The sequence below is a fragment of the Candidatus Brocadia sapporoensis genome (assembly GCF_001753675.2).
Lineage (GTDB): Bacteria > Planctomycetota > Brocadiia > Brocadiales > Brocadiaceae > Brocadia > Brocadia sapporoensis.
Genome location: NZ_MJUW02000018.1, coordinates 1 through 26,307, shown reverse-complemented (window position 1 = coordinate 26,307; position 26,307 = coordinate 1). Strand labels below are relative to the sequence as shown.

16 protein-coding genes are annotated in these 26,307 nt (G+C 44.4%); 9 read left to right on the top strand and 7 right to left on the bottom strand.

All coding sequences use genetic code 11. The features are described from left to right. Nucleotides 1–58: 58 nt before the first annotated feature. The 4 genes from BIY37_RS00840 to BIY37_RS12990 are packed head-to-tail and all read left to right on the top strand — an operon-like array spanning nt 59 to nt 8,814. Nucleotides 59–3,256, top strand: coding sequence for a helicase-related protein (locus tag BIY37_RS00840; RefSeq protein ID WP_070065956.1), 3,198 nt, complete (start codon nt 59–61; stop codon nt 3,254–3,256). Beyond that, nucleotides 3,257–4,654, top strand: coding sequence for a Fic family protein (locus tag BIY37_RS00835; RefSeq protein WP_070065955.1), 1,398 nt, complete (start codon nt 3,257–3,259; stop codon nt 4,652–4,654). 3 nt (nt 4,655–4,657) lie between these two features. Next, entirely contained in the window at nt 4,658–5,503 is an 846-nt protein-coding gene (locus tag BIY37_RS12995; protein WP_070065954.1) for a hypothetical protein, read from the top strand. Then, complete coding sequence (locus BIY37_RS12990) at nt 5,476–8,814, top strand: Eco57I restriction-modification methylase domain-containing protein (protein ID WP_070065953.1); 3,339 nt, start codon at nt 5,476–5,478, stop codon at nt 8,812–8,814. Before BIY37_RS12995 ends, BIY37_RS12990 begins: the two co-directional genes overlap by 28 nt. 394 nt (nt 8,815–9,208) lie before the next feature. On the opposite strand, the gene murJ is transcribed toward BIY37_RS12990, so the two are convergent. From murJ to BIY37_RS00795, 6 genes are all read right to left on the bottom strand, one after another. Further along, nucleotides 9,209–10,828 carry a murein biosynthesis integral membrane protein MurJ gene (murJ, locus tag BIY37_RS00820; protein ID WP_070065952.1) on the bottom strand — a complete coding sequence of 540 codons (1,620 nt, stop codon included), beginning with the start codon at nt 10,826–10,828 and terminating at the stop codon, nt 9,209–9,211. A 554-nt stretch (nt 10,829–11,382) separates the two neighbouring features. Further along, a complete protein-coding gene (locus tag BIY37_RS00815; RefSeq protein ID WP_070065951.1) occupies nt 11,383–13,719 on the bottom strand; it encodes a glycoside hydrolase family 15 protein in 2,337 nt (778 codons plus the stop codon). Between the two features lie 193 nt (nt 13,720–13,912). Then, nucleotides 13,913–14,872, bottom strand: a complete 960-nt coding sequence (locus BIY37_RS00810; RefSeq protein ID WP_070065950.1) for a methylenetetrahydrofolate reductase — start codon at nt 14,870–14,872, stop codon at nt 13,913–13,915. Nucleotides 14,873–15,363: 491 nt separating this feature from the next. Further along, on the bottom strand, nt 15,364–16,041 hold the full coding sequence (locus BIY37_RS00805; protein WP_070065949.1) for a methylenetetrahydrofolate reductase C-terminal domain-containing protein: 678 nt from the start codon (nt 16,039–16,041) through the stop codon (nt 15,364–15,366). 307 nt (nt 16,042–16,348) lie between these two features. Beyond that, entirely contained in the window at nt 16,349–18,475 is a 2,127-nt protein-coding gene (locus tag BIY37_RS00800; protein WP_070065948.1) for an FAD-dependent oxidoreductase, read from the bottom strand. A 50-nt stretch (nt 18,476–18,525) separates the two neighbouring features. Further along, a complete protein-coding gene (locus BIY37_RS00795; RefSeq protein WP_070065947.1) occupies nt 18,526–18,939 on the bottom strand; it encodes a secondary thiamine-phosphate synthase enzyme YjbQ in 414 nt (137 codons plus the stop codon). Nucleotides 18,940–19,578: 639 nt separating this feature from the next. Here BIY37_RS00795 and BIY37_RS00790 point away from each other — a divergent pair. Together BIY37_RS00790 and BIY37_RS00780 are read left to right on the top strand one after the other, a co-directional pair. Then, nucleotides 19,579–19,917, top strand: a complete 339-nt coding sequence (locus tag BIY37_RS00790) for a hypothetical protein (RefSeq protein WP_070065946.1) — start codon at nt 19,579–19,581, stop codon at nt 19,915–19,917. A 418-nt stretch (nt 19,918–20,335) separates the two neighbouring features. After that, entirely contained in the window at nt 20,336–21,193 is an 858-nt protein-coding gene (locus tag BIY37_RS00780) for a GNAT family N-acetyltransferase (RefSeq protein ID WP_070065944.1), read from the top strand. A 127-nt stretch (nt 21,194–21,320) separates the two neighbouring features. On the opposite strand, the gene nadB is transcribed toward BIY37_RS00780, so the two are convergent. Beyond that, on the bottom strand, nt 21,321–22,937 hold the full coding sequence (gene nadB, locus BIY37_RS00775) for an L-aspartate oxidase (RefSeq protein WP_070065992.1): 1,617 nt from the start codon (nt 22,935–22,937) through the stop codon (nt 21,321–21,323). A gap of 161 nt (nt 22,938–23,098) precedes the next feature. Between nadB and BIY37_RS00770 the strand changes: the two genes are divergently transcribed. Genes BIY37_RS00770 through BIY37_RS00760 form a run of 3 tightly spaced genes read left to right on the top strand, consistent with a single transcriptional unit; the run spans nt 23,099 to nt 26,182 of the window. Next, entirely contained in the window at nt 23,099–24,049 is a 951-nt protein-coding gene (locus BIY37_RS00770; protein ID WP_070065943.1) for a UDP-glucuronic acid decarboxylase family protein, read from the top strand. Next, nucleotides 24,046–24,624 carry a flavodoxin family protein gene (locus tag BIY37_RS00765; RefSeq protein WP_070065942.1) on the top strand — a complete coding sequence of 193 codons (579 nt, stop codon included), beginning with the start codon at nt 24,046–24,048 and terminating at the stop codon, nt 24,622–24,624. The genes BIY37_RS00770 and BIY37_RS00765 overlap by 4 nt, the downstream gene beginning before the upstream one ends. A 25-nt stretch (nt 24,625–24,649) precedes the next feature. Continuing rightward, a complete protein-coding gene (locus BIY37_RS00760; protein WP_080324755.1) occupies nt 24,650–26,182 on the top strand; it encodes a phosphomannomutase/phosphoglucomutase in 1,533 nt (510 codons plus the stop codon). Nucleotides 26,183–26,307 lie beyond the last annotated feature (125 nt).

The window sequence follows — 26,307 nt, the reverse complement described above, 5'->3', positions numbered from 1 at the left end:
ACATATGCACGTTACTCGCAGGTAATTGCTTATACATCAAAAGAGTATGTAAGCAGCCATGAACTCTGACCTCACCTTTATCACCAACGAAGAAAATAAAAACCTGCAAGAAAGATTCAGGGTGCTCATTCAAGACACCCAATTTTTTGATGTGCTTGTTGGTTATTTCTATACCAGCGGGTTTCATGCCATCTACAAATCTCTGGATAATACCGAAAAGATCCGGATTCTTATCGGAATAAGCACAAACAAACGAGCAACAGAACTCATCCAAAAAGCAAAAATCGATGATCGGCCAATCCCCCAATACTCTCACTCTGAAGTAAAAGAACAATTCGAACAATCTGTCGCTGAAGAAGTAGAGAATTCTGAAGATAATTCCCCTGTTGAAGAAGGTATCCTTAAGTTTACGGAATGGCTTAAAAGTGGAAGGTTGGAAATCAGGGCGTATCCGACGGAAAATATTCACGCAAAGCTTTACATCATGACCTTCGTTGCAGGCGACAGGGATATTGGTAGGGTGATTACCGGGTCGAGCAATTTTACCCAATCAGGTCTTATCGATAACTTTGAGTTTAATGTCGAGTTAAAAAACAGGGCAGACTATGAATTCGCATTACAAAAATTTAATGAATTATGGAAAGACGCAGTTGATGTAAGGGAACGATATATTGACACCATTCAAATAAAAACCTGGTTGAACCATACGATTACTCCTTATGAATTGTATCTGAAATTTTTATATGAGTATTTCAAAGACGAACTCGGTCAGACAGATGAAGTGTTTTTAAAATATCTTCCCGAAAAATTTAAAAAACTGGAATATCAGGAACAGGCCGTTTTAAATGCGCGTAAAATACTTCTGGAATATGGAGGTGTCTTCATTTCTGATGTTGTTGGCTTAGGCAAGACGTACATATCGGCAATGCTGGCGGGTCAGCTTGACGGCAGAACCCTTGTCATTGCCCCGCCCGTGCTTCTCGAAAAATCAAACCCCGGTTCATGGCCCAATGTCTTTTCTGATTTCAGGATGCCGGCAGACTTTGAATCTCTGGGCAAACTGGATGACCTTGTTGACAGAGGGACAGAGAAATACACCAATATTATCATTGATGAGGCGCACCGTTTTAGAACCGAAACAACGGTTACCTATGAAAAATTGGCGGAAATCTGCCGCGGTAAAAGGGTTGTTCTTGTAACGGCTACGCCTTATAACAATGCGCCAAAAGATATTTTGAGCCTTTTAAAACTATTTCAAAAGGCCAGAAAAAGCACTATCCCAAATCTTCCTGACCTTGAAGGCTTCTTTCATGGCCTGGATAAAAAGTTGAAAAAACTGGACCGGCAGAAGGATTATGCCAAATACATAAATACGGTAAAAGAAAATGCGCGGGAAATACGAGAAAAAGTCCTCAAATATTTAATGGTTCGACGTACCCGAACAGAGATCGAAAAATATTTCGGTGAAGACATAAAGAGCCAAAACCTTAAATTCCCTGATGTTGAAAGGCCAGTCCCCCTTTTTTACGAACTCAATGATAGGGAGGACGAGATATTCAACAAAACCATAGAATTGATAGCGCAAAAATTCAAATACGCCCGTTATATGCCCATGCTTTATTATGAAGGTAAAGTTGGCCAGCTTGAACAGCAGTCCCAGAGAAATATGGGCAAGTTTATGAAAATCCTGCTGGTGAAGCGTCTTGAAAGCAGTTTTTTCGCCTTTAAAAATTCGGTGGACAGATTCCTGCGCTCTTACGAGATGTTTATAAAAGAGTTTGATAACGGCAATGTGTATGTAAGTAAAAAGCACACGAATAAAATTTTTGAACTCCTTGAGAACGATGACGATGAAGCCGTCCAGCGATTGATAGACGAAGGCAAGGCGGAAAGATATGCAAGCAGTGAATTTAAGGAAGGCTTAAGGGCAGACCTGCAACACGACCATGACCTTCTCCTCGAGATTAAACAACTATGGCATCACGTTGACCGAGACCCAAAGCTTTTAAGATTTTTGGGGGAACTATCCAAAAATCCTGTTTTGAAAGAAAATCATCTGATTATCTTTACCGAATCAAGGGAAACCGCAAACTATCTCTTTAAAAACATAAACCAGCAATATCCTGATAGGGTGTTGTGTTTTACCGGAGATTCTGGTGAGACAACCCGCGACAAGGTCATTGAAAATTTTGACGCCCGGGCACGTCATCCGAAAGAAGATTATCGGATACTGGTCTCTACTGAAGTATTGGCTGAGGGTGTTAACCTGCACCGCTCAAATACCGTGATCAATTACGACATCCCCTGGAATCCTACCCGCATGATGCAGCGGGTAGGACGTGTTAACCGTGTTGATACGCCATTTGACAAGATCCATACCTTTAATTTTTTCCCGACCAAACAATCAAATGACCAGATAAAACTGAAAGAAGCGGCAGAGGTGAAAATCAATGCCTTTTTAACCTTGCTTGGCGGAGACGCAGAGCTTTTGACCGAAGGAGAGCCGATTGGCTCGCACGAACTCTTTAACCGGTTGATTTCCAAACAGACACTGGAAGGTGAGGAAGAATCTGGGGAAAGCGAATTGAAGTACCTCCAGGTGATAAAAGAGATTCGCGATAAAGCCCCCGACCTCTTTGAAAGGATAAAACGTCTTCCCAAAAAGGCGCGCACCGCCAAAACCCTGACAGGGTTGGGAACCCTGTCAGGGTTAATTACTTACTTCAGACGGGGAAAGCTGCAGAAGTTTTTTAAAGCCGACATTAAAAATATGGGGGAAGAAATGGATTTCCTGTCTGCGGCAAAACTGCTGGAGAGCAGTCCTGATGAAACGAAGGAAAAACTCCCCGAACATTTTTACGAACTCCTGGAAAAAAATAAAGAGGCATTTATTTTGGCGACAACGGAGGAAATGCCGCATCACGGGCAAAAGGGCGGACGTGACAGCGCTGCAAATATCCTGAGAATTTTAAAAGCGACCCTGAAGAATACACAAAAACTGACAGAAGACCAGGAACTGTACCTGAAAAAAGTCCTGATACAACTTGAGGAAGGGGGACTGCCCAAACAGACGGCAATCCAAACGCTGAAGGCCCTGAATGCACTTACGAATGAAATCGTTAACCCGTTCAAGGTGTTGGCAGTGCTTCAGACCCACATCCCGGCAAGACTCCTGGAAGAACATTACGCAGAACAGAACCCTGTGGTATTTGGCAAGCGGGAAGTTATTTTGTCTATGTATCTGACGGGGAAATAAATGATAGATACAAAAACTAAAAAGATGCTTAATGTCGGAGAGTCTGAGACAGTTGAATTCAAACTCAGCTTTGACCGGGAAGCTATAGAAACCCTTGTAGCCTTTGCCAATACCAGCGGCGGCAAGGTTTTTATTGGCGTATCCGATAAAGGAGAGATAAAAGGAACGGAAGTCGGCAAAGAGACTATTCAAAACTGGATTAATCATGTCAAACAAGACACATCACATGCAATAATACCTGATGTTGAGATTGGAACAATCAAAAAGAAAAATATTGTAATCTTTTCTGTGCAGGAATCACCGATAAAGCCTGTTGCGTGCAAGGGGAGATATTACAAACGCTTCAAAAATGCAAACCACCAGTTGTCTGTGTCAGAAGTGGTAAATTTACACCTCAGGACATTCAACTCAAGCTGGGACTTTCATATTGATGAGCATCACTCCGAAAAAGACATTTCGCTTGATAAGATTCAAAAATTCATTGAACGTACCAATACAAACAGAGAGAATCCTATTCTGGATGACCCGTTGACAGTATTACAAAAATTTGAATTGATGCGCGAAGGCAAAATAACCTACGCCGGCTTTCTCCTTTTTATGGCAGGAGAATCGGGTATCAGCACCATAGAACTCGGCAGGTTTCAGACAGATACCATTATCAAGGATGGCGCCACTCTCAAAGCCGACCTCTTTTCAGAGGTAGAGGGCGTTATGGATTTTATTAAAAAACATATCAACAAGGCATACATTATTACCGGCAAGCCGCAGCGGGAAGAACGATGGGATTATCCGCTTAATGCAATCCGTGAAATAGTCATTAATGCAATTATACACAGGGACTACACAAGTCCGGCGGACTCTATAATCAAGGTTTATGATAATAAAATCGAATTTTTTAACGCCGGCAAGCTGCCCAACGGGCTTACTATAGCCAAGCTTTTAAAGGGTGATTATGTTTCAATCGCCCGCAACAAGAAGATTGCAGAAGCCTTTAAATCTGCTGGTTTGATAGAGAAATACGGCTCAGGCATTAAAAGAATACTTAATGGATTTAAGGAATACGGACTTCCAACTCCTGAATTCAAGGAAATGAGCGGCGGCTTTATGGTCACTGTTTTCAAGAAGACCGAACAAGTCACCGAACAAGTCACCGAACAAGTCACCGAACAAGTAGAAAGGCTGTTGTTATCGCTGCGGGGAGAAACATTGAGTGGCAGCGAACTTATGCGAAGGCTTGGTCTGTCACACCGCCCTACATTTCTATACAGCTATATACGACCAGCGATACATTACCGGCTAATAGAAATGACTATCCCGGAAAAGCCGCAGAGCAGGCTTCAGAGATACCGGCTGACGGGTAAAGGCAAAAAGTACCTCATGAGACTGCCGGAAAAATAGATTATGGATAAACATCAGGCACAAAACATTATCAGAGAAACCTTTGAAAGTACTTTTGATAAAGAGAGGTTTGTCGGTTTTATCAAAAACCTTTTGAAGCGAATTGAAGAAGCCTCGTTTACTTACCAGGGTCAGTTCGTCCCCGATGCCTACAAGGCATATATCAGCAGTCTGGAGCGAATTGGTAAATTCAATGATGGTGAAAACAGGATTGATATGCTTATCGTAAAACTCCAGAAAGAGACCTCCCTTGAACGCGCCCGCACCATGCAGCGCAATTTTGTTGCATGGTATCTGAACGGCAGCCGTGGCGGTGAACTGAAGGATGCGGCGCTGGTTGCCTTTGTATCCCCCGATGCGAAAGACTGGCGATTTTCACTGGTCAAGATGGACTATAAGTTTGAACAAGCTCAAACCGGTAGGATGAAGGTAAAGGAAGAGTTCACCCCTGCACGTCGGTGGTCATTCCTGGTTGGCGTAAATGAAAACAGCCATACCGCCCAGAGCAGACTGGTGGACATCCTCGCAAATGATGAACATAGTCCAACCCTTGCCGAACTGGAACAGGCATTTGATATTGAGACCGTTACCAAAGAATTTTTCATCAAATACCGTGAACTTTTCATCCGCACAAAAGAAGAACTGGACAAGATAGTAGCGCAGGCTTCCAGCCTGCAGAATGAATTTAAATCGAAGGGGGTTGATACCGTAAACTTCGCCAAGAAACTCTTTGGCCAAATTGTCTTTCTCTATTTTTTACAGAAAAAGGCTGGTTCGGCGTTGCCCGTGATGCCGCATGGGGCACAGGCTCCAAACGCTTTTTGCGTGAGCTTTTTGAGAAAAGAGTAACTCAGGCTTTTAGCCTGAGCTCAACCAATACAAACCGCAAGCAGGATGCTTGCGATACTATAAATTTCTTCAATGATATCCTGGAGCCGCTCTTTTACGAAGCCCTGCGCATCGACCGCAGCCATGATGATCACTATTACAGCCGTTTTAACTGCAAAATCCCCTTCTTAAACGGTGGCCTCTTTGACCCCATCGGCAGCAACGGCGGCTACGACTGGGTGCATACCGATATCTGTATACCGGACAGCCTGTTCTCTAATAAAAACAAGACCAAAGAAGGTGACAAGGGTGATGGCATTCTGGATATTTTTGACCGCTACAACTTTACCGTCAGAGAAGACGAGCCGCTGGAAAAGGAAGTTGCCATTGACCCAGAACTTTTGGGCAAGGCGTATGAAAAGTTCAACGCTATCCGCCCTGATAACTTTGAAGAATACAAGAAGGCATTAAAGAGCGGGAAAAAAGGCGAAGAAAGCAAATTCAACAAGCAATATGGCGTCTATTACACACCCCGTGAGATTGTCCACTATATGTGCCAGCAGAGCCTGATAAATTACCTGCATACAGAATTGGCCGATTCTAATTCCAACTCTGACAGGGTTTCAAACCCTGTCAGAGTTAAGTCAAAAAACGGCATTGCCTCCAATCAAATATTAGGCGGAAAACAGTTGTCTATATTTGCCAAAGAAGACAAACAGAGGCAGTTGGACTTAAGGATTGATCCCAACCCTGACAGGGTTTCAAACCCTGTCAGGGTTAATAAGGTAAGCAAAGAGGACATTGAAACCCTTATACATGTCGGCGAGCAGGTTAGTGAGAATGAAGAAACCGCATTAATCAAAGAACAAAAAATCTTAGAGGGAAAACAGAAATCTTCGGATTACAAAGTAAAACTGCCTGAAAGCATTCGCAAGAATGCCATATTGATCGATCAAAAGCTGGCAGACATCACCGTCTGCGACCCGGCGGTAGGTTCTGGCGCCTTTCCCGTGGGCATGATGAATGAAATTGTAAAGGCAAGAAATGCACTTATGGTTTATTTTAAGGGTGATGGTGACACAGACATTCCTGTCTGTGATAATAATGATACTACCACAGACAGGAATGTCTGTGTCACCACCATAACCCGTCGCAACTTGCCTCATTGGACAAAGGAAGGCTCTATTTACTGGATCACCTTTCGCCTTGCCGATTCACTACCTCAGGAAAAACTCAATACATGGAAAGACGAACGCGATCTCTGGATAAGCAAACATCGTGAGCCCTGGAGTGAAACAGAATGGAAAGAATACGGTGAACAATTTGAAAAGAGATTGGAAAGTTGGCTTGATTCAGGCTACGGTTCATGTGTACTGGCACAACCGGAAGTTCGAAGGATTGTTCAGGAATGTCTCTTGCGGTTCAATGAGGAAAGGCTGCAACTTCATGCAGCGGTCATCATGCCGAATCATGTTCATCTCCTTCTTGAACCATTGGCAGGCAATTCACTTTCTGAATTGCTAAAAGGAATCAAAGGCGCGAGTGCAAGAAAAATAAATCAGATGTTAGGAACAACGGGCAGCAAATTTTGGATGGATGAATCCTATGATCATATCGTTCGCAGTGAAGCCCAATATCAGCGCTTTATCCGTTACATTGCTGAAAATCCAGTTAAAGCCAATTTATCAGAGGATAAGTATTGGTTATATCACGGTAGCACAGGCATTCCTGCCAGTGATCAGCCCAAAGATACACAGACAATAATGTCCGAGCCAGATAGACCACAGACAAGAATGTCTGTGCTACGCTCAACCTACAACTTCAAACGCCACTGCATCGAACACTCCCTTTACGGTGTCGATATCGACCCCGGCGCCGTGGAGATTGCAAAACTCCGGCTGTGGTTATCGCTTGTGGTAGATGAAGATGACATAAAAAACATCAAGCCCCTGCCCAATCTGGATTACAAGATTGTCTGCGGGAATTCGCTTTTGGGAGTGAAGAAAAACCTGTTTAACAGTCATCTTTTCTCTAAACTGGAAAAAATCAAACCACTCTACTTCAACGAAACCAACCCCACAAAAAAGCAAGACTATAAAAAGCAGATTGATGAACTGATAAGCCAGATCACCAATGGTCATAAAGAATTTGATTTTGAGATTTATTTTTCCGAAGTGTTTCATGCCTCCTCCAATTCCCCCTTAGCAAAAGGGGATACAGGGGGTTGTTGGGGATTTGATGTGGTTATTGCAAATCCACCATATGGAGCCAAAATTGATGGAGTCGCGCTAAAAAAGACAAAACAGAATCTTTCAGATACGACTAATTCAAACAGTGCTGCAATTTTTATCGATTATGGCAAGAACAGATTAATAGGAGAAAAAGGAACGCTTACTTTTATCGTACCTAAATCGCTTCTCTATTCAGAAAACTGGTTTAGTCTTGTTAAATCAATGCTCGGAAACGTCAGTATCCTTGTGGACGTTGAAAAAGCCTTTGAAAACGTAAAACTGGAACAGGTAGTATTCGTTTATAGCAAGTCAATCCATATGAAAAAATATTTAGCAAGAAAACTTTTAGACAATGAATTTGTCCGCTCGACAAATGTTCCCAATGATCTTGTTCTGAGATACAAAGCATGGATATGCGACGTAACTCAAAAAGAATTAAAAATCGTAGAAAATCTAAAAACAGCTTGCGTTTACATGAAGGATATTTCAGAAACGAAAAGAGGTGTTGGACTTCAAAAATATCTTTCTCCAGAAGGGGATTATCCTGTTATAGGTGGGAAAAACATTTTTAGATACGGATGTAACGGTGTAAAAGGATATTTATCAAAAGATGTTCTTAGAGGTGAACGGAACAAATTATCCTTCATGCAACAACCGAAAATTATTTCACAAAGGCTTGTAGCCCACATTCAGAATCCTGTACCGCGCATTATGATTATGTCAGCTTACGACTCTCAAGGTAACGTTTTAAGTGTTGATACAGTTGAAAATACTATAATCAATGATAAACAGTATGATTATCGATATATATTAGCATTATTAAATTCGACATTTACAAGCTGGTATACCTACAAGTTTATTTTTTGTGCCGCAATTAGAACAATGGATTTCGATAATTATTATGTTGGTAAAATCCCCGTTCCGAGAATTTCTCATCGGGATCAGCGTCCGGTTATTGATCTCGTTGACCAAATCCTCGCCGCAAAGCAAAAAGACCCCAATGCCGACACCGCTGTTCTTGAACGCCAGATTGACCAAATGGTTTACAAACTTTACGGTCTCACACCTGAGGAAATTGAGATCGTAGAGGGGAAGGCATGATTTTTTCCATTTTTTATTGTAGAGACAGGTTTCAAACCTGTCTCTACGCAGGGTTTCAAAACAGATGACATTACTCAAAAACGCAGATCAGTCGGCACATAGATGGTTAAGAAGATTTTTATCATGCATATCTCTCGTACAGCAGACTTCCAGACAGATGGGTAAAAATTTGAGGTTTACCGCGATATCACCAGGCTTGTAAAACGGCAGGGTGCACAAGCAGTTGCGCATAAAGCGCTGGACGACAGGCCTTTTTATCTCACTTTACCAGCGCCGTCGCGCCCCAAACACTTCTGCAATTCAATATTCCTCCCAAAAATCGGGCAAAAAGCATGGGAGAGAATTGCGAGAGAAGATGAAACCTTGATATGAGCAAAATTGCGTCTTAAAACTTTTAACCTTTTCTCAAGGACAGTTTGACAAGATACCCAAACTCTTCCAGTTTAAGCAGCAAAGAGGTCGCTGCAAATGCAGCAAATGCCAAAAGCATAGGGATAAACAGCCGAAGCCCTTTGGCATAAAGGCTTCCGCCACCGTTTAAACCAGGAAACATCCTGAGGGCGAACCAGCCAGTCACTGCCATCGCTAATGAGGCAACTATCGTTTTTAATAATGAGGCAAAAACCTCTTTTTTTATCTTAATTTGAAGTCTTTTTTGCAAGCTCAGGGTCAAAATAACTATCTGTACAATAGAACTGATGGCGGTGGAGAGCGCAAGGCCGCCTTCCTTTAATACCCAGATAAGTGAAAGATTTAACACGAGATTTAGCCCAACACAGGTTGCCCCGATTTTTACCGGAGTAACGGTATCTTTCACGGAGTAAAATGCCCGGATTAAGACATGCAACCCGCAGTAGGCCCATACCCCAATGGCATAAAAGAGGATAACGCGTGATGTCCGGTAAGCCGATTCTGCATCAAACTGATTTCGCCGGTAAAGGAGATCGATGATCGGTTCCCGAAAGACGATAAGACTCAGCGACGCCGGAATCCCGATGAAAAGAATAAATTTTAACGCCCTGTTAAAGGCCGTCGAAAAATTACTCCAATCTTCCCGGACTGCATGGGTGGAAAAGAGTGGAAACACAGCGGTAGCCATGGCAATCCCGAATACCCCCAAAGGAAATTGGATCAACCGGTCGCTGTAATAGAGTACGGATGCGGCACCGGCCTTCATGGGAAAAGGGATGGTCATTCCTCCCAGGGTAAAGTGATCCGGCCCGCCTTGCGGCGAGGAAAACCCAACGGCAATGATGCTATCGAGTAAAACGTTGACCTGAACAATACCAAGCCCAAAGACAATGGGAGCCATGCGGATTAATACCAATTTTAAGCCCGGATCCGTAAATCTGGGAATAAACTGATAGTATAGCTCTTTTTTACGAAACGCAGGAATCTGAATGATCACCTGAACAAGACCTGAAAGGAAGGTCGAGATGGCCACAGCATAGATCATGGTGCCCAACGTCTTCCCTGTGTAGGGAGCAACGACTGCCCCGATGATCCAGCATATGTTCATAATAACCGGCGCAATGGCGGGCATAAAAAAATGACGAAGGGTGTTCAGCACCGCACCCATAAAAGCGACCAGGCAGATGAAGAAGACATATGGAAACATGATGATAAGCAGTTTCAGGACGAGTTGCCATTTTTCCTGTATCTGAAATGCCCTCGGAATAATAAAAAAAGACCCTTCACCCACCAGGACAATACCACCTAAGATAATAATGAGCGCTGTAGCTACAACGTTAAAAAATACCAGGGCTTCTTCTCTGCCGTGCTTTTCGATCCGTTCTGTAAAGATAGGGATAAAAGCTGCACTGAGTGCGCCTTCACCGAAGAGCCGGCGAAATAAATTTGGAATCTTAAAGGCAACCGTGAAGGCATCCCACACCATACTTGTTCCAAAGATGCTGGCGCAGATCATATCCCTTGCAAGGCCCAGGATGCGGCTTAAAAAGGTGCAAACGCTGATAGTCTGCACAGAGCGGAGCAGATTTTTTGATTCAGACACAGGTGATTGTGATACTCCTTCGGAGCTTGTTACCGACCCTTATACTCTCTCATACATGATTTCTCTTCTTTTTATTTTCCACAGATTTTAAGGGTATTTTCAATATTTGCAATTCTATTCGGCATTTCTTGACCTCTACCGCGAGAATTTGAAAAATTACCCGTGCGCTGTGTCTGCACTACTGCCACTTCCCCCATCCAAACCACGGTATACATGCTATGGTTTTGTTCGAGAACAGGATCATATGGTAAAATAGGGAAATTCAATGCGGTTAAATATTATCACAGAGTTACTATGAATTCCAAGATATAAAATACGGCAGTGTGAGTAAAGGGGCTGTTAAGGGAATTAGCGTTGGAGAAGATGGAGAAGGTGAAATCGCCCCGTCATATAAGCATAACCGAAGTTGCGTGGCAGAAGTGGCGTAAGCATGCCATGAATGTTATGGTTTAGGCATAAGGTAATTTGAAATCACCCTGAGCATGGAAAGTCTAAGCCAGGTACATTTTGTCATACGGCAGGGGCGTGGGATTGTAAAAAGATAAAGGCAGGTGTCATCCCCTTTTATCATTTTCCACCGTAATTGCATCCATCGGACAGCATTTTTCAAACCCCGGCGGGATATTCCAGCTTGTTGCCTTCCCGGCAATAATCTTTGCCTTATCTTCAACCAGATCCATAACCCCCTTTGCATTTTCAACGCAAATTCCACATCCCACACATCGCGTCGGGTCTATACTCACCGTAGTGAGGTCATCATCTTTTTTTATATTTACCTGATCAAGGTAATGAATAGACTTTTGTTCTGGAATTATACCCGAATATGTCAGGGAGTGTTTTTTTATCTGTTGCCGACCTGCACGGTCGTAATGGAATATTGACCGGCCACATCGCTCGCACGTATGCAACTCCTGCAATTTTTCCAGGTAATCCATAACCGTTTGTACCACCATGGCATGGCTCCATGTCAGGGGAGAAACGGAAATTGGTTCACCGGTAAACGGGTTTATTTGTTCTGCAAGCACACCGGAGGGCAACGCACGGGACACGGTCCATCTGAGATAATTTACGACACGTTCAAGGTCTTCGATAGACTTGGCAATCGCTACATAGTATTGCGCCAGCCACATGGTACAGATTATCCAGGGATTTCCCGGAATCGTGTCGTCACTCCCGACCCGCTGATAGAAGTCGCGCTCATAGCGTGCAATACCCCCGATTTTTGTCTTGACCCATAAGGTATCTTCAATCGCTTTCATGGTATTTTGTACCTTGATATCATCCGGGGCATATACACCAAAGGCAAACATCCCATACAAACTGGCGTCAATTGTTGCATCAATTTCATACCCACCGTCTTTCTTTGGATAGATCATGCGCAGAAATCTCTGATGCTTTTCACTGTAGAGATATTGATCTATTGCCTTTTTAACCTGCATTGCAGTCTGCCGGTATAACAATGCCTTTTCCGTATGGTAAAAGATATCGGAAAGGTTTGCGGCGGCCAGGAGTCCGCCATATACCGTCGCCGCCGTAAAGGAGAGTATGCCGCGCCTTTCTTCCCATAAGTCGTAGGAAGGGAGTGGCAATCCTGTCTGTTCATCCCGGTAGCTTACCAGAAAGTCCGCTGCCTTCTCGATAAAGCCGTGATAAAGAGGACGAATCTCATCCGTTCTTCTGTACAGATCATAGTAACGCCCCATGGCCCAAAGGATCAGGGCTGTTTCATCTTCCTGTATGGGCACATGTATCTCCTCTCCTTTTACCCAGGGATGCCAGGAACTTCCGAAAGAACCGTCAGGGTTGTATTTATGCAATAAAAACCCATCTTCCACCATAACGCTTGCACAGAAGTTGTACGGTGTGATGGTGTTTGCACAGAAGTTGAAAAAATTTCTACAGGTAGTCGTATATCCTGCTTTCATCAATGCATAGGCGACCAAAGCTCCGTCTCTTGGCCACATATAACTATACGTATCTTTTGCAAACTGCTTAATATCGGAATCATTTGCCGCAATAATGGCGCCTCCGCTGTCTATCTGGGTCATAAGGACCAGCAGACTTCTTTTAAAAAGATCCACAACGTCTGCAGGCAGATTTCCAAAATTAAACTCCTCTTTATTTACCCAATATTGCCAGTAACATGCAGTTCTGTCGATTATTTTTTGTGGTTTGTCGTGTAAAAGAATGTCGTTCAGGGAGTCCACCTCGCCATAATTTCTGCCAGCGGCGATCCAGTAGTAGACGACGGACTCTTCAAGGGGTGGAATAGTCAGTTCAATACCAATGGTCGAGTCAACAGACCCTTGTGCAATAGGATTTCCGCCCAGGATTCCGTCCTCAGCGTCACGCCATGTCCCCTCAGCGCCACGGAGTCTTTTGATCCCCGTTGCATATTCTCGCACCCCCCACACATCTCCGGCAGAGCAATTGATTAAAAAATAGCGGGGACCCTTGTAGTGGATAAGGCAATTCAGTTTTGCATCATAAAATACGGTATCGCCAATCTCGTTCTCCATGACGCTCAGATCCTGATGGAAAAAAAGCCGGACTTCTCTTTCGTAGTTTTTGAGGTTCCGGACGATTACCTTACGGACATAGATATTTTTCTCAAAGTCAACAACATCGTTGCAGACAAGCTGAATGCCCAGCCTTTCGTTTAACGCCCGCGTATCTGTTACAAGAGTTTCTTTCACATATCCCGCGACAATCTTCCATTCCTTTGCGTTGACCCACGAAAAGCCTTCGTGCGTCCACACACCAAATCTGTTGGGATAGCCGAGGGTTTGGTTTTCCTTTCCCACCCGTGGATAGTACAAATCCCTGATGTTGTAGTCGACGTCAAATGCGATCAACAATGAACCATTTCCAACGGGAATATCTCTGGGCAAAGTTCTTTTCTCCCCTGATAGATGTCAAAGTATATCTTCGGTTACCGGGCGGCATGGACAAACAAGTTTGTTCATGCCACCCTGTAACCCGCTTAAATAAAATGAAAATTCCTATACAATTGAATCAAGGAAATAATAAGATGCAATACGTGGGATACTACAAGACCGGAAATCTTTTCAAGTCTCTGAGTTGTTACAAATTTTCCAGTCTGGGTCTGGGGTATAACTGGGCTTGTTGGACAATTTCACGAACGGCCTCTTCCCATTCAACGGCCATGATATGGACGCCGGCGACACCTTTAACTTCCCTGACCTGTTCGATAACCTCCAGACATATTCTGATACCCTCTTCCTTGCCTTTCTTAGCGGCAGAAGCGGCTGTCATGCGATTTATAATCTCGTCGGACACATCCATGCCAGGTACGTTATGCTTCATGTGTCTAGCCATGCCGACAGACTTGAGCGGAGCCACACCGGCCAGGATAAACGCCTTTTCATGGAGACCCATGTCAGCAACCATCTTCATCCATTCTTTGAATTTTTTGGTATTATAAATGATCTGTGTCTGAATGAAATCGGCTCCGGCAGCAATTTTCTTGGCAAGTCTGATCGCGCGGAATTTAAAGGGATCGGCAAAGGGATTCTCGGCGGCACCAATGAAGAACCGTGGCCCGGCCGTCTTCAACTCTTGTCCACTCTGGAACTTACTTTCATCCCGGAGCGTCTTCACCATGTGAATCAGTTGGATGGAATCGATGTCAAAGACGCCTTTTGCCATGGGATGATCACCAAATTTCTGATGGTCACCCGTTAAGCACAACAGATTTTTTGCACCCAGTGCTGCAGCACCCAGGAGATCGCTCTGGATGGCAATGCGGTTCCTGTCGCGGCAGGTCATCTGAATGATAGGCTCTAATCCTGCATCAAGGACTATACGGCCGGCAGCAATGCTGGACATACGAACCACGGCGGTCTGACAATCGGTAATATTGAAAGCATCACCATAGCCTCTTAATAACTCCGCCTTTTTTTCTATTGCAGAACGGTCAGAACCACGAGGCGGTCCCAGCTCTGCTGTTACGGCGAATTGTCCGCTTCTGAGGATTTTTTCTAAGTTGCTATCAGATTTTGCGTCAGAACTGTTTTTGATCATAGGGTACGCTACAATAAGACCGCAAGCCAATTTGAATAATTGCACAACTTACAAAATCTGTAACAATTCAGTTTTTTGAAAATTTCCAATAAAAACCGGGTATTACATGCCGTGTAGGGGTAGGTTTAAAACCTTCCCCTACAAGTCGACATTATTTATACAGAGGGTTTTTTAAACTAAATTGTTACTAAAATCTATACGGTTTTTCGATCCTTTCGTGTGGTGCAAAAGAATATTGGTATCTATCAGAACTCACCCGTGAGCATTCTGCTCCCGCATTTCTCTTAGTTTTTCGACTCAGTTTTTTCATCTATACCTTTGTAAATTCCGGATGTTTCTCTAGCTACTTTTAAAGCCTTATCTTCTGATAGAGGAATTTCTTCAAAAACGTAGCAAAGACATGAACTTTCATTCTCTCACAAAGCAATTTTTTGCCAACGTGCTTTCACAGTCCATCCTCCATAATAGCTTCAACGAAAAATAGGCCGTCTTTACTGTTTTTTCATGACCAAATGTTCGAGGATCATCTTTCGTGGATGGTTTTCCATGCCAGTTGTCCAGTCCTTGGGTGGCACAATCGTTTCCATCGTTGCTAATAGTTGCTGGGTATCGAGCTGATCATATATTTGATGCCACACACAGGGGGTTTCCTGAGAAACTTCACATTTTCCATTCTGTGAACCACCACACGGTCCATTTAACAAACTCTTTGCACATCGGCTTATAGGGCACAAGCCACCCGTGGTTTCCAAAATACAATTTCCGCAGCCAGCGCATCGTTCCCAAAAAATGCCCTGTTCGGTAGGTCCTCCCATAAAGGTAGTGTTTAGGCCGGGGAATATCCTGATCTTAGGAAATTTCTCGGCCATGTATTGCACGCCTACGCCGCAGGCAATGGAAAGAACGGCATCACAGTCCTTAATCACCTCTTTAATATCATCAATGAATTCCCATTCGCACTGTCTGAGTGTGGAATCTTCCTTGACCTCAATCTGTCTGCCTTCTAATTTGGCAGCAAGCCGGAGTTGCGCAGCAAGCTCTGTAACCTGTTTTTCGCCTCCGGTATGGCATATGGTTACGCATGAACCGCATCCCAGCACGCAGACCTTCTTAAACCCGGAAAGCATCTTTTTGATTTCTGGAAACGGTTTTGATGACGCTACGATCATAATAACAGACCACCACGAATTTTCACGAAACTGTAAGAAAGAATCTCAACGCAGCACAGCTACAATCAGGTTATGTCTTCGACTACAGGGGTGCATGGACAAACTTGTTTGTCCATGTTGTTTGAATATACACATGGATTTGGAACATATCACACGGAAAAAAAGTTTGTCCGTGCCATCCCGCAATCCATTAAAAACCCAGGTTTTTCAATTTACAAAAATCGCTAGAAACCTTATAAAACAAGGATTTTCTGGCTCTTTGAAAATTTAATTCGGACAAGAATGATACCATTAAGTTAAACGTCTTTTATTTCCCGCTATTGTCCTTTGTGAGAAACGGACTAATAGAGGGGTTTGTACGGTACGATAAATTTTTCAGTTCATCAGCCATGTTAAAAGCAATTTCAAGGATTTCTTTGCCGTTCTGCGAAGAAACAAAACGGGTTTGAAATCTTTGGATATCCATCCCCAATCCACTTAAAAGCTGGCTGGTAAACTTTGACCGCCTTTCAATCCATTCCTGTTCCTTACAAAAATGGCAGGTAACGTCCTTGCACGCCGTTACCAATACCCCATGAGCACCTAACTCAAATGCCCTGAGGTATAACGAAGGCTCCACCTTGCCCAAACCCAGAACACCTACCCGTTTGAAATGAAAAACCGGTAAGTCATCTATTGCGCTTTCCTTGTCCTCTTTATAAGCACTATATTGGCAATAAAAATTAACAATACATGGTTTTGTGTCCTGCACAAATATTCCCTGGAAAACCGACTCAAGGGCTTCTTTCCCACAATCTTCCAGAGGGGTTTTAAAACTGATTGCCTTTGCGGGGCATTCCACAACACATAAACCACAGGATTGACAATCTCCGTCGATATAAGCCGTAGTATTGCCTGTTTCAATCTTTGGCACTTCAAAAGGACACACACGAACGCAGGTAAGGCATCCGACGCAAAGATGATCGTCCACCAGGGCGCCCGCACCGCAGTTCATGCACCGCTGCGCCTCTCTTACCGCGACATTCCTGGAGAATCCCAATTCTACCTCATCAAAGTTATTCAGCCTTTTATCCAAAGCCATGGTAGGCATCTCTTGTTTTTGCTCTTTTTTGATAAGCGCAATTTTGGATACAGCCACATCGGGCACGGCAGGTTTGTGTGCCCATTTTTCATCTTTCAGCGACGTATTTCTCAAGGCATTATGAATAGCGATAGCCGCTCTTTTACCATGGGCCATACTTTCGGTCATGGTTCCCCGCCCAAGTACAACATCACCTCCGGCATAGATATTACGAACAGAGGCGCTGAAAGTAGTTGGATTAACAATGATCGTGCCACCTCGTGTAACCTGAATATCTTCCTGGCCTTGCAGGAAAAAAAGACTTGATGCTTGTCCTATTGCAAGAATAATTGTATCCGCTTCGATAATTGATTCAGACCCCTCATAAAAGGCTGGATTGAATCGCCTTTGTTCATCAAAGACATATTTCACCTTAAGGGTCTCCAGGCCTGTTACTCTCCCATCTTTTCCGATGATACGTTTTGGTCCAACCGAGTTATGAAGCACCGCACCTTCATGGATAGCTTCCTCGATTTCAAAATCGGTAGTTGGCATTTCCCTCCGGGATTCGAGACAGGCGACAGACACTCTGTCGGGTTTCAACCGTAGCGCCGTCCGTGCACAGTCCATAGCAACAGCGCCTCCACCTATTACAAGCACCCGTTTTCCGATTTTAGCCCGTCCCGTCGTATTCACCTCATTCAAAAAGGGGATCCCTTTAATGACGCCATCGAATTGTACCCCTTCAATGTTTAATGTGCGGCTTTCTAACAAACCCACACCAAGAAAAATCACAGAAAACCCATCGTTCTTCAGACTGTCGAAAGTTATATCTGTACCAAATGTTGTATTATATCGAAATTCTACGCCCAGCTTTTTAATAAAATCGACGTCATCATCAATAGATGTCCTTGGGAGACGATAGGTTGGAACCCCCATACGAAGCATCCCACCAGGAGTTGCATTTGATTCAAATATAGTACAGGAATACCCCAGAAGGGCTAAATCGTTTGCCGCGGCAAGGCCGGCTGGGCCTGCGCCAATAATGGCGATCCTTTCCGGATAATTCTCAGCAGTTGTCTTCCTGGTTTCTTCGGAAAAATTATCACCAAGAAAACGCTTGAGCCATGCGATTGCAATCGGGGTATCAATGCTGTTTCTCCGGCATTTCGTTTCACACGGATGGGTGCAGATGCGGCCACAGGCTGCTGGCAAAGGATTTCTTTCCCTCACCAGTCGAAAAGCCTCTCCGAAACGCCCTCTGGCTATGAGCTGGACATAATCACGGGCATCCTGCCGTATGGGACAGGCCAGGATACAGGGCGCCTCTTCATTTGTTTTTTTGTCAGACATGGTACGGGTATTTATTGTCATAGCCAAATTTCACTGATTTTACATATCATCAGAAATTCACGGCAAAACTTCTACTCTCCCATTACTTTGATAATAACGCGCTTGCTGCGCTGACCGTCAAATTCTGCGTAAAAAACCTTTTGCCACTGCCCGAGGTCTAATTTACCCTCAGTTACCGGTATAATTGCCTGATGTCCAAGGAGGAGGTTTCTGAGATGTGCATCGCCATTCACTTCACCGGTCCGATGGTGGTAATAATCATGGCCTTCCGGAATCAGTCTGAGCATCCACTCTTCGATATCCCGATGGAGTCCGGGTTCTGCATCATTAACGAAGATGCCCGACGTTATATGCATGGCAGACACCAGAATCATGCCTTCTTTAATACCGCTCTTCTGCAAGACCCGTTCGATTTCACGTGTAATGTTAATAAACTCACGGCGTTTTTTGGTTTGAAATGTCAAGTATTCAGTCAAAAATTTCATAGAAAAACCTTATTCGTTTAATGCTCAGAATTTTAAAGCAGGTGCAAGGTATGAACCCTGCCCCTCCATAAGACCTCTTGGAATTCGTATGCCTGTACTTTACTCTCCGTTCCAGTTACTAAAATGTAAATTTTACCAGCAATCTTAAGCTATTCAAGAAAATTTCATTATTTTTCCGTTACCCCTTAGCCATCCGGTCATCAGCCTTGTCTGGCCCTCGCAAACCCTTATGCATCGGGGAAAAATCCACAAACCATAATTTGGTAATGCGAAAAGGAGATACCTTGTTATTTTTTTCGGTAATTCTCTCTTCTGACAGATGAGACTTCATTCGAAAAACTTGACATTATTTTGCCTATTACGTATTATACCGGCAAATAGTTTACAAGGCTTATTATATTATGTCCAAATGGCCGTATAAAAAGCCCCTGTAAACGTATTATACGTACTAACAGACGTTTTATAAAACAACGATTAGCGCTGGCTAATTTATGTTCAACGAATCTGTGAATAAAACAAGCAAAACGTCTAACAAGACGCTGCATCTGAGACCGCTATTCCGCTGTGTTCCATAGCAAAAGGTGAGCGTCGTCGTTAGCAAGCCGGCGAGAAAGTGTAATACAAGCAAGAGGATAGTCTATGCAGAAATCACTCGTGTGCTTGATTGATGAAGCGGGGTCTCCCAAGGTAACCATATCAAACCATTCCGGGTCGGTTTTTTTATTAACCTTTCAACTCGAACATCTTATTTCGGACTTACGTGCGCTAAAAACGGAACTGTCACCTCGCGGCAAATCCGGTGAGTACCATGCCTGCGAAGATCTTCTAAACACCAAAAGCAGAATCCGGGCACTCCTGTGCCTCCATAAAGAGCTTCGTATGTACATCGTGGAACGGGACAAGACAAAATTTTCGCCTGATCATATTGCGTTTGAAAAACAGGCTAAGATTAAGAAACCGCCGACAGGACAATTATAGAAGAAGAATGGATATTGGATGTCCTCAAAAAAACCTTTACATCGCATTAAAGGAAAAGGGCATTGTCCGATAAATCATCCGCGCAGACGTGTATTTGGCCGATGCACAGTTTTGCTGCTAGATTTTACTTCAATCTTCAGAAAAAATTCCCTATACTATATTGGTACGAACGTTTAAAAAACGGCGTTGCAAAAATGATTCATCCCTTGCCGGAAGACGCCACACGAGAAGACATTCAATACCATCTTTATGTGCCAGAAAAGATCAGAAAAGACCAGGAGTTCAAAAAACCGTAAAGATTTTCCCTGGGTGGAAACCAAATTACACCTTGCAAATTCCCGCTGCGGCTGAAACTGATGTTGGGTGTCACAACAACCAGAGGTCAATAGGATATGTATATCGTATGGAGGAAGCGCGAATGAATATCACTCTCCGTCCGGGCAATGCCGCAGACGCACTGTCTTGCGGGGCGATCTGTTATGAGGCCTTCAAGACGATTGCCAGGCAGCACAACTTTCCGCCTGATTTTCCCTCGCCTGCGTTCGCCACGGAATTTCTGTCAGGGCTGCTGGCGCACCCAGGCGTCTATGCAGTGATCGCAGAGTTTAATGGCCGGATTGTCGGCAGCAACTTCCTCGACGAGCGCTCGACCGTGGCGGGCATCGGCCCGATTACAGTCGACCCTGCCATGCAAAATCGGACGGTCGGACGCCAGTTGATGCAACATATTCTTGATCGGGCGGCGCAGCGGCGTTTTCCGGGGGTTCGGCTGATCCAGGCAGCTTATCATAACCGATCGCTTTCTTTGTATACCAGACTGGGATTCGTGGCCCGCGAGCCCTTGTCCAACCTGCAGGGAGAGCCCCTTGCCGTGCAGATTCCCGGCTACACGGTACGCCCTGCTACAGAACATGATCTGGACGCCTGCAATCGGATCTGTGTGCAAGTCCATGGCCATGACCGTAGTGGAGAGCTGTGCGATGCGATCCGGCAGGGCACTGCGACCATCGTCGAGCACGGGGGACGTATCACCGGCTATGCCACACCGGTCGCTTTCTTTGGCCATGCCGTTGGCGAGACAAACGAAGCGCTGAAAGCCCTCATCGGGGCGGCACCCACGTTCCCGGGTCCCGGCTTTCTCCTGCCAATCCGCAACGGGGAGTTGTTCCGGTGGTGTTTGGACCATGGGCTCCGCGTGGTCCAACCGATGACGCTCATGAGCATGGGTCTTTACAATGAACCCGCGGGCGCATTCCTGCCTTCGATTCTCTACTGAGCCTGCATATCACTCATGAACAAAACGGGGAGGGTAGCTCAAAGGCACGTGGGATGGTGGGAAACTATGGTGAAAAAGTCGGGAGAACAGGGACGAGGCTGTTACATACCCCCGTTTGTATTTCGAATCAGGATTTCTGCCTTTTCACGGCAATATGTCTCTTCCAGTGGGTATTATCTGTTTCAGGATAGTCAGACCGATGGTGAACACCGCGGGATTCCTTGCGTTTACGGGCTGAGGCTACAATGAGACGGGAAACCAGCAGCATGTTCTGCAACTCCCATCCCGTTGGATTGGCAAACTCTTTATCCATAACATACCGGCACCACATTTCAATCATCTCTTCCGCCTCAAGCAGGTGTTTTTCGTCCCGTTCTATCCCGGCATCCCTCCACATAAGACTCTTGAGGGAGTTTCCAATATCGTTCAGATCCAGCCAGCTAATCTTTGATCCGCCTGCAAGCTCCTGTATGGGGAAAGGAAACAATTCCCGTTTCGATCTTTGGATGGATCTGCTGGCATCTATCCCGGCAGCAGAGCCCGCCACCAGGCCTTCAAGCAACGAATTGCTGCCGAGCCGATTGGCCCCATGCATTCCGGTACAGGCCACTTCGCCGCAAGCGTAAAGCTGCCGGATGGTTGTTCTGGAAAAACGGTCGACTTTAACTCCGCCAATCATATAATGAGCACTGGGACGGACCGGTATGAGTTCCCTGGCAATGTCAATTCCAAAAGATGCGCAGATTTCCCTGATCTTGGGGAAACGAGAGTATAACCGCTCCTTGGGAATATGACGAATATCGATATATACATGGGTATGATCCGTCTTCTGCATCTCTTTCAGGATACTCTGGCTAACGACATCTCGTGGCGCCAGTTCGGCCTGCGGATGATACTTTGGCATGAATCGTTCGCCCTTTTTGTTTTTTAATATACCCCCTTCACCTCTCACCGTCTCCGTGATGAGAAACCGCACTGCCCCGGCAATGTAAAGCGTTGTGGGATGAAACTGTACAAATTCCATATCCTGAAGGGTGGCGCCAGACCGGTAGGCTATTGCCAATCCATCTCCTGTTGCTACCCCCGGATTTGTTGTCTCACGATAGACTTGCCCGCATCCCCCCGTTGCAAGAATGGTTCGCTTCGCCCATATCAGCATCTTTCCTTTCTTTGCGTGCCAGGCAATAGCACCGTGACAAACTTCATCTTCTGTAATCAAATCGATTATAAAGGTATGTTCAAAAACCTTGATATTTTTGTTTTCTTTTGTAACCCGGATGAGGGTTTGTTCTATTTCTTTTCCGGTAGAGTCGCCCTGGGCATGAATAATGCGAGGAAAGCGATGCCCGCCCTCCTGAGTAAAAATCAAAAGGTCATCTTCTTTGTCGAATGATGCACCCCATCCGATCAGTTCATTTATCCGCTTAGGACCTTCGCCAATAATGGCTTTTACTGTCACTGCGTCACACAAACCCTGCCCTGCATCCAGGGTATCTTTGATATGTTTCGATACCGTGTCTCCGGCGGAGAGAACAACCGCCACGCCTCCCTGGGCATAGGCAGTGTTATTTTCATCCATCCTTTCTTTGGTGACAACCAATACGGTATTATGTCTTGCTGCCTGTATAGCAGCGCTGAGCCCTGCGACTCCGCTTCCAATCACCAGGACATCGGTAAAAACGTGAGCAGTCGTACGGCTATCAAAGGAAATGAGATATCTTTTTGGTTCTGTTTGTTTTTTCACAGAACGAATTCTATCTTTAATAAATTTATTTGTCAAAGAAAACTGCTTTTCACCAAGATTTCCCACTTGCATATTGATGAAAATGTTGTAAAATTCACCCTAACCCTCTCTAATCCCCTAAAATATTTGGAATTCATTAATACTCAAAGAGATATTCCTTTATGAGAACAATAATTACAGGCGGTGCAGGTTTTATTGGTTCACATCTATGCGATTATTTGATAGAAAAGGGGCACGAAGTAGTATGTATTGACAACTTGTTAACCGGTAAAATGGATAACATTGTCCACGTGATAGGGAATTGTCAATTCCGTTTTATAAAACACAACGTAAGTGATTATATTTATGTTGACGGGCAAGTGGATAATGTATTGCATTTTGCGTCACCAGCCAGCCCTTCCGATTATTTGGAATTTCCTATACAAACATTAAAGGTTGGTTCTCTCGGTACGTTGCATAGCCTTGGGCTTGCCAAGGCAAAGAGAGCCAGGTTTCTTTTAGCCTCTACCTCTGAAGTATATGGCGATCCGCAAATCCATCCGCAGCCGGAGGATTATTGGGGGCATGTCAATCCTGTGGGGCCCAGAGGGGTTTATGATGAAGCAAAACGATTTGCAGAAGCAATGACCATGGCATATCACCGGTTTCACGGCATAGATACCAGAATTGTGAGAATATTCAATACGTATGGTCCAAGAATGCGGGTGAATGACGGCCGCGCACTACCGAACTTTATGTGTCAGGCATTGAGGAATGAAGATATTACGGTATTTGGAGACGGTTCGCAGACAAGAAGTTTCTGCTATATCTCCGACCTTGTGGAGGGCATTTATCAACTGCTCCTTTCGCATGAGCATGATCCGGTAAATATCGGAAACCCCGAAGAGATAACCATCCGCCAGTTAGCACAAGAAATGATTGCGCTTACCAACAGCAAAAGCAAGATTGTATTTAAGCAACTTCCTGTTGATGACCCGAAGATCCGGCAACCGGACATTTCCAAGGCACGAACCGTCTTGAAATGGGAACCAAAAGTTCTGCGGGCAGAAGGAATGCGAAAGACACTGGCATATTTCAGGGATGAGTTAATTTCCGGTGGAAAACGTGTATGAAAAAAGTGGTTGCCATTTTTGGCAGTCCGCGTGTCAATGGAAACTCTGATATATTGCTCAATCAGGCGATAAAGGGCGCAGAGGCAAGTGGCGCCAAGGTCGAAAAGATCGTAATCCGCGATTTACAAATCGCCCCGTGCAATGCCTGTGACGGTTGTTTTGAAAAAGGTACATGCGTTATCTATGATGATGTGCAACAAATTTACTCACACCTTGTCGATGCTGACGGCATTATCGTCGCTTCGCCTGTCTATTTTATGAGTGTAAGTGCGCAGCTGAAAGCTTTTATTGACCGGTGCCAGCCATTTTGGGCAAAAAAGTATATCCTGCATCTTCCGGTCAGGAAAGGTATGGGAAGCGCGAATGGTTTTCTGATTGCAACCGCAGCACGGAATGCGGGAGATGACTTGTTTGCTGGTGTTATAAAAACAATAAAGGCCTTTTTTCACGTGTTAGACATAAAATACACGGGGGAAATATTGTGTTGTGGAGTAGAAGAAAAAGGTATGGTAAACATGAAACGGGACTTATTACAAAGGGCATTTGATGCCGGCAAGCAGTTGCTAACATGGTAACGACTTCTTGAGGAAATAATCTGGTATGAAACAAGGACCTATAAGAGGAAAGGCTGAAGAACGACAACGCCGTTGTCCCGGTGAGTCTTACACGATAAGCGATTCCGTGTGTAAGGGAAGGCAGAGAGTAAATTATCCTAAATGCAATGTGTGTCTGGAAAGGGTTGAACCAGGAAATCTTACCCAATCACCGCAAGAATCCAAATTGTCGCGGGATATATTTAAGAGCTACGATATTCGCGGAAAATATCCCACAGAGCTAAATGAAACAACGGCCCGTAAGATTGGGGCATCCATAGCCCAGTTTTTTAAGGAAGAAGAACCAGATGTGAAAAACATTGTTGTCGGAAGGGATATGAGAACCTCTTCCCGATCACTTGCCAACGCCTTGATTGAAGGGTTATGCACGGCCGGGCTTAACGTCGTAAATTTGGGTGTAGTTTCTACGGAGATGATGTATTTTGCCGTGGGTCACTACCAGTACGATGGCGGGGTAATGGTTACCGCTTCTCATAATCCTGCCGAATATAATGGATTTAAAATATGCAGAAAAGATGCCGTTCCCGTCGGTTTTGAAACGGGGATCGAACGTATTTCAAAGCTGACAAGTCAGTATCACCCGCCGCGTGGTGAACAACTTGGTAAGGTTATCCTGCGCGATATTTTTGGAGATTATAAGAAGTACGTCCTGAAATTTGCCAGTAACCTCAGACATCTCCGTATCGTTGTTGACGCAGGAAATGGAATGGCAGGGAAAACAATTCCTGTCGTCTGCGCGGGGCTTCCTATGGAAATTATTCCTCTTTATTTTGAACTGGACGGGACATTTCCCAATCATGAGGCCAATCCACTGAAATCTGAAAACATGGTTGATTTACAAAAAAAAGTCCGTGAGACAAGGTCTCATCTTGGAGTAGCTTTTGACGGAGATGCTGACCGATGTTTTTTTGTAGATGAAATGGGAAGAATCATTGGAGGCGATATTATTACAGCGTTGATTGCAAAACAGATTCTTGAACGAGAAAAGGGAGCTACCATTCTCTATGATCTCCGCTCAAGTTGGATTGTTCCCGAAGAAATAAAGGCAAGTGGCGGCATACCGCACCGCGAGCGTGTCGGCCATGTTTATATGAAAGCGGCCATGCGGGAAAAGAAGGCTGTCTTTGGCGGAGAACTATCCGGACATTACTACTTTAAAAATAATTACTACTCTGATTCGGGAATGATTGCCTTCCTTATGGTTCTGGAAATTCTGAGCTCAAAACGCGTACCCTTCTCAAATATGGTGTCTCCCCTCAAACGGTATTATTCTACGGGTGAAATAAATTTCAAGGTAGAGGATGCGGATGAAAAAATTACTGAAATTGCCAAGAAATTTTCAAACGGAAAAGTAGACTATATGGATGGAGTTACCGTAGAGTATATTGACTGGTGGTTCAACGTCAGAAAATCAAATACGGAATCCCTGCTCCGTTTAAATGTGGAAGGAAAAACACAAGAAATTATGGAGAAAGGAAAAAAATCCTTAATCAATATCATTCAAGGAAAAATGGTATAAAACAAATATTCTAAAATGGTAACTATTCAGCGAAACGGATGGTGAGAGAGAATATTTTCTCAGAATAGTCAGGAGCCGATAGGGAAAACGGGCAGACGGGAAAATCCCGAAGGGATGACATGATT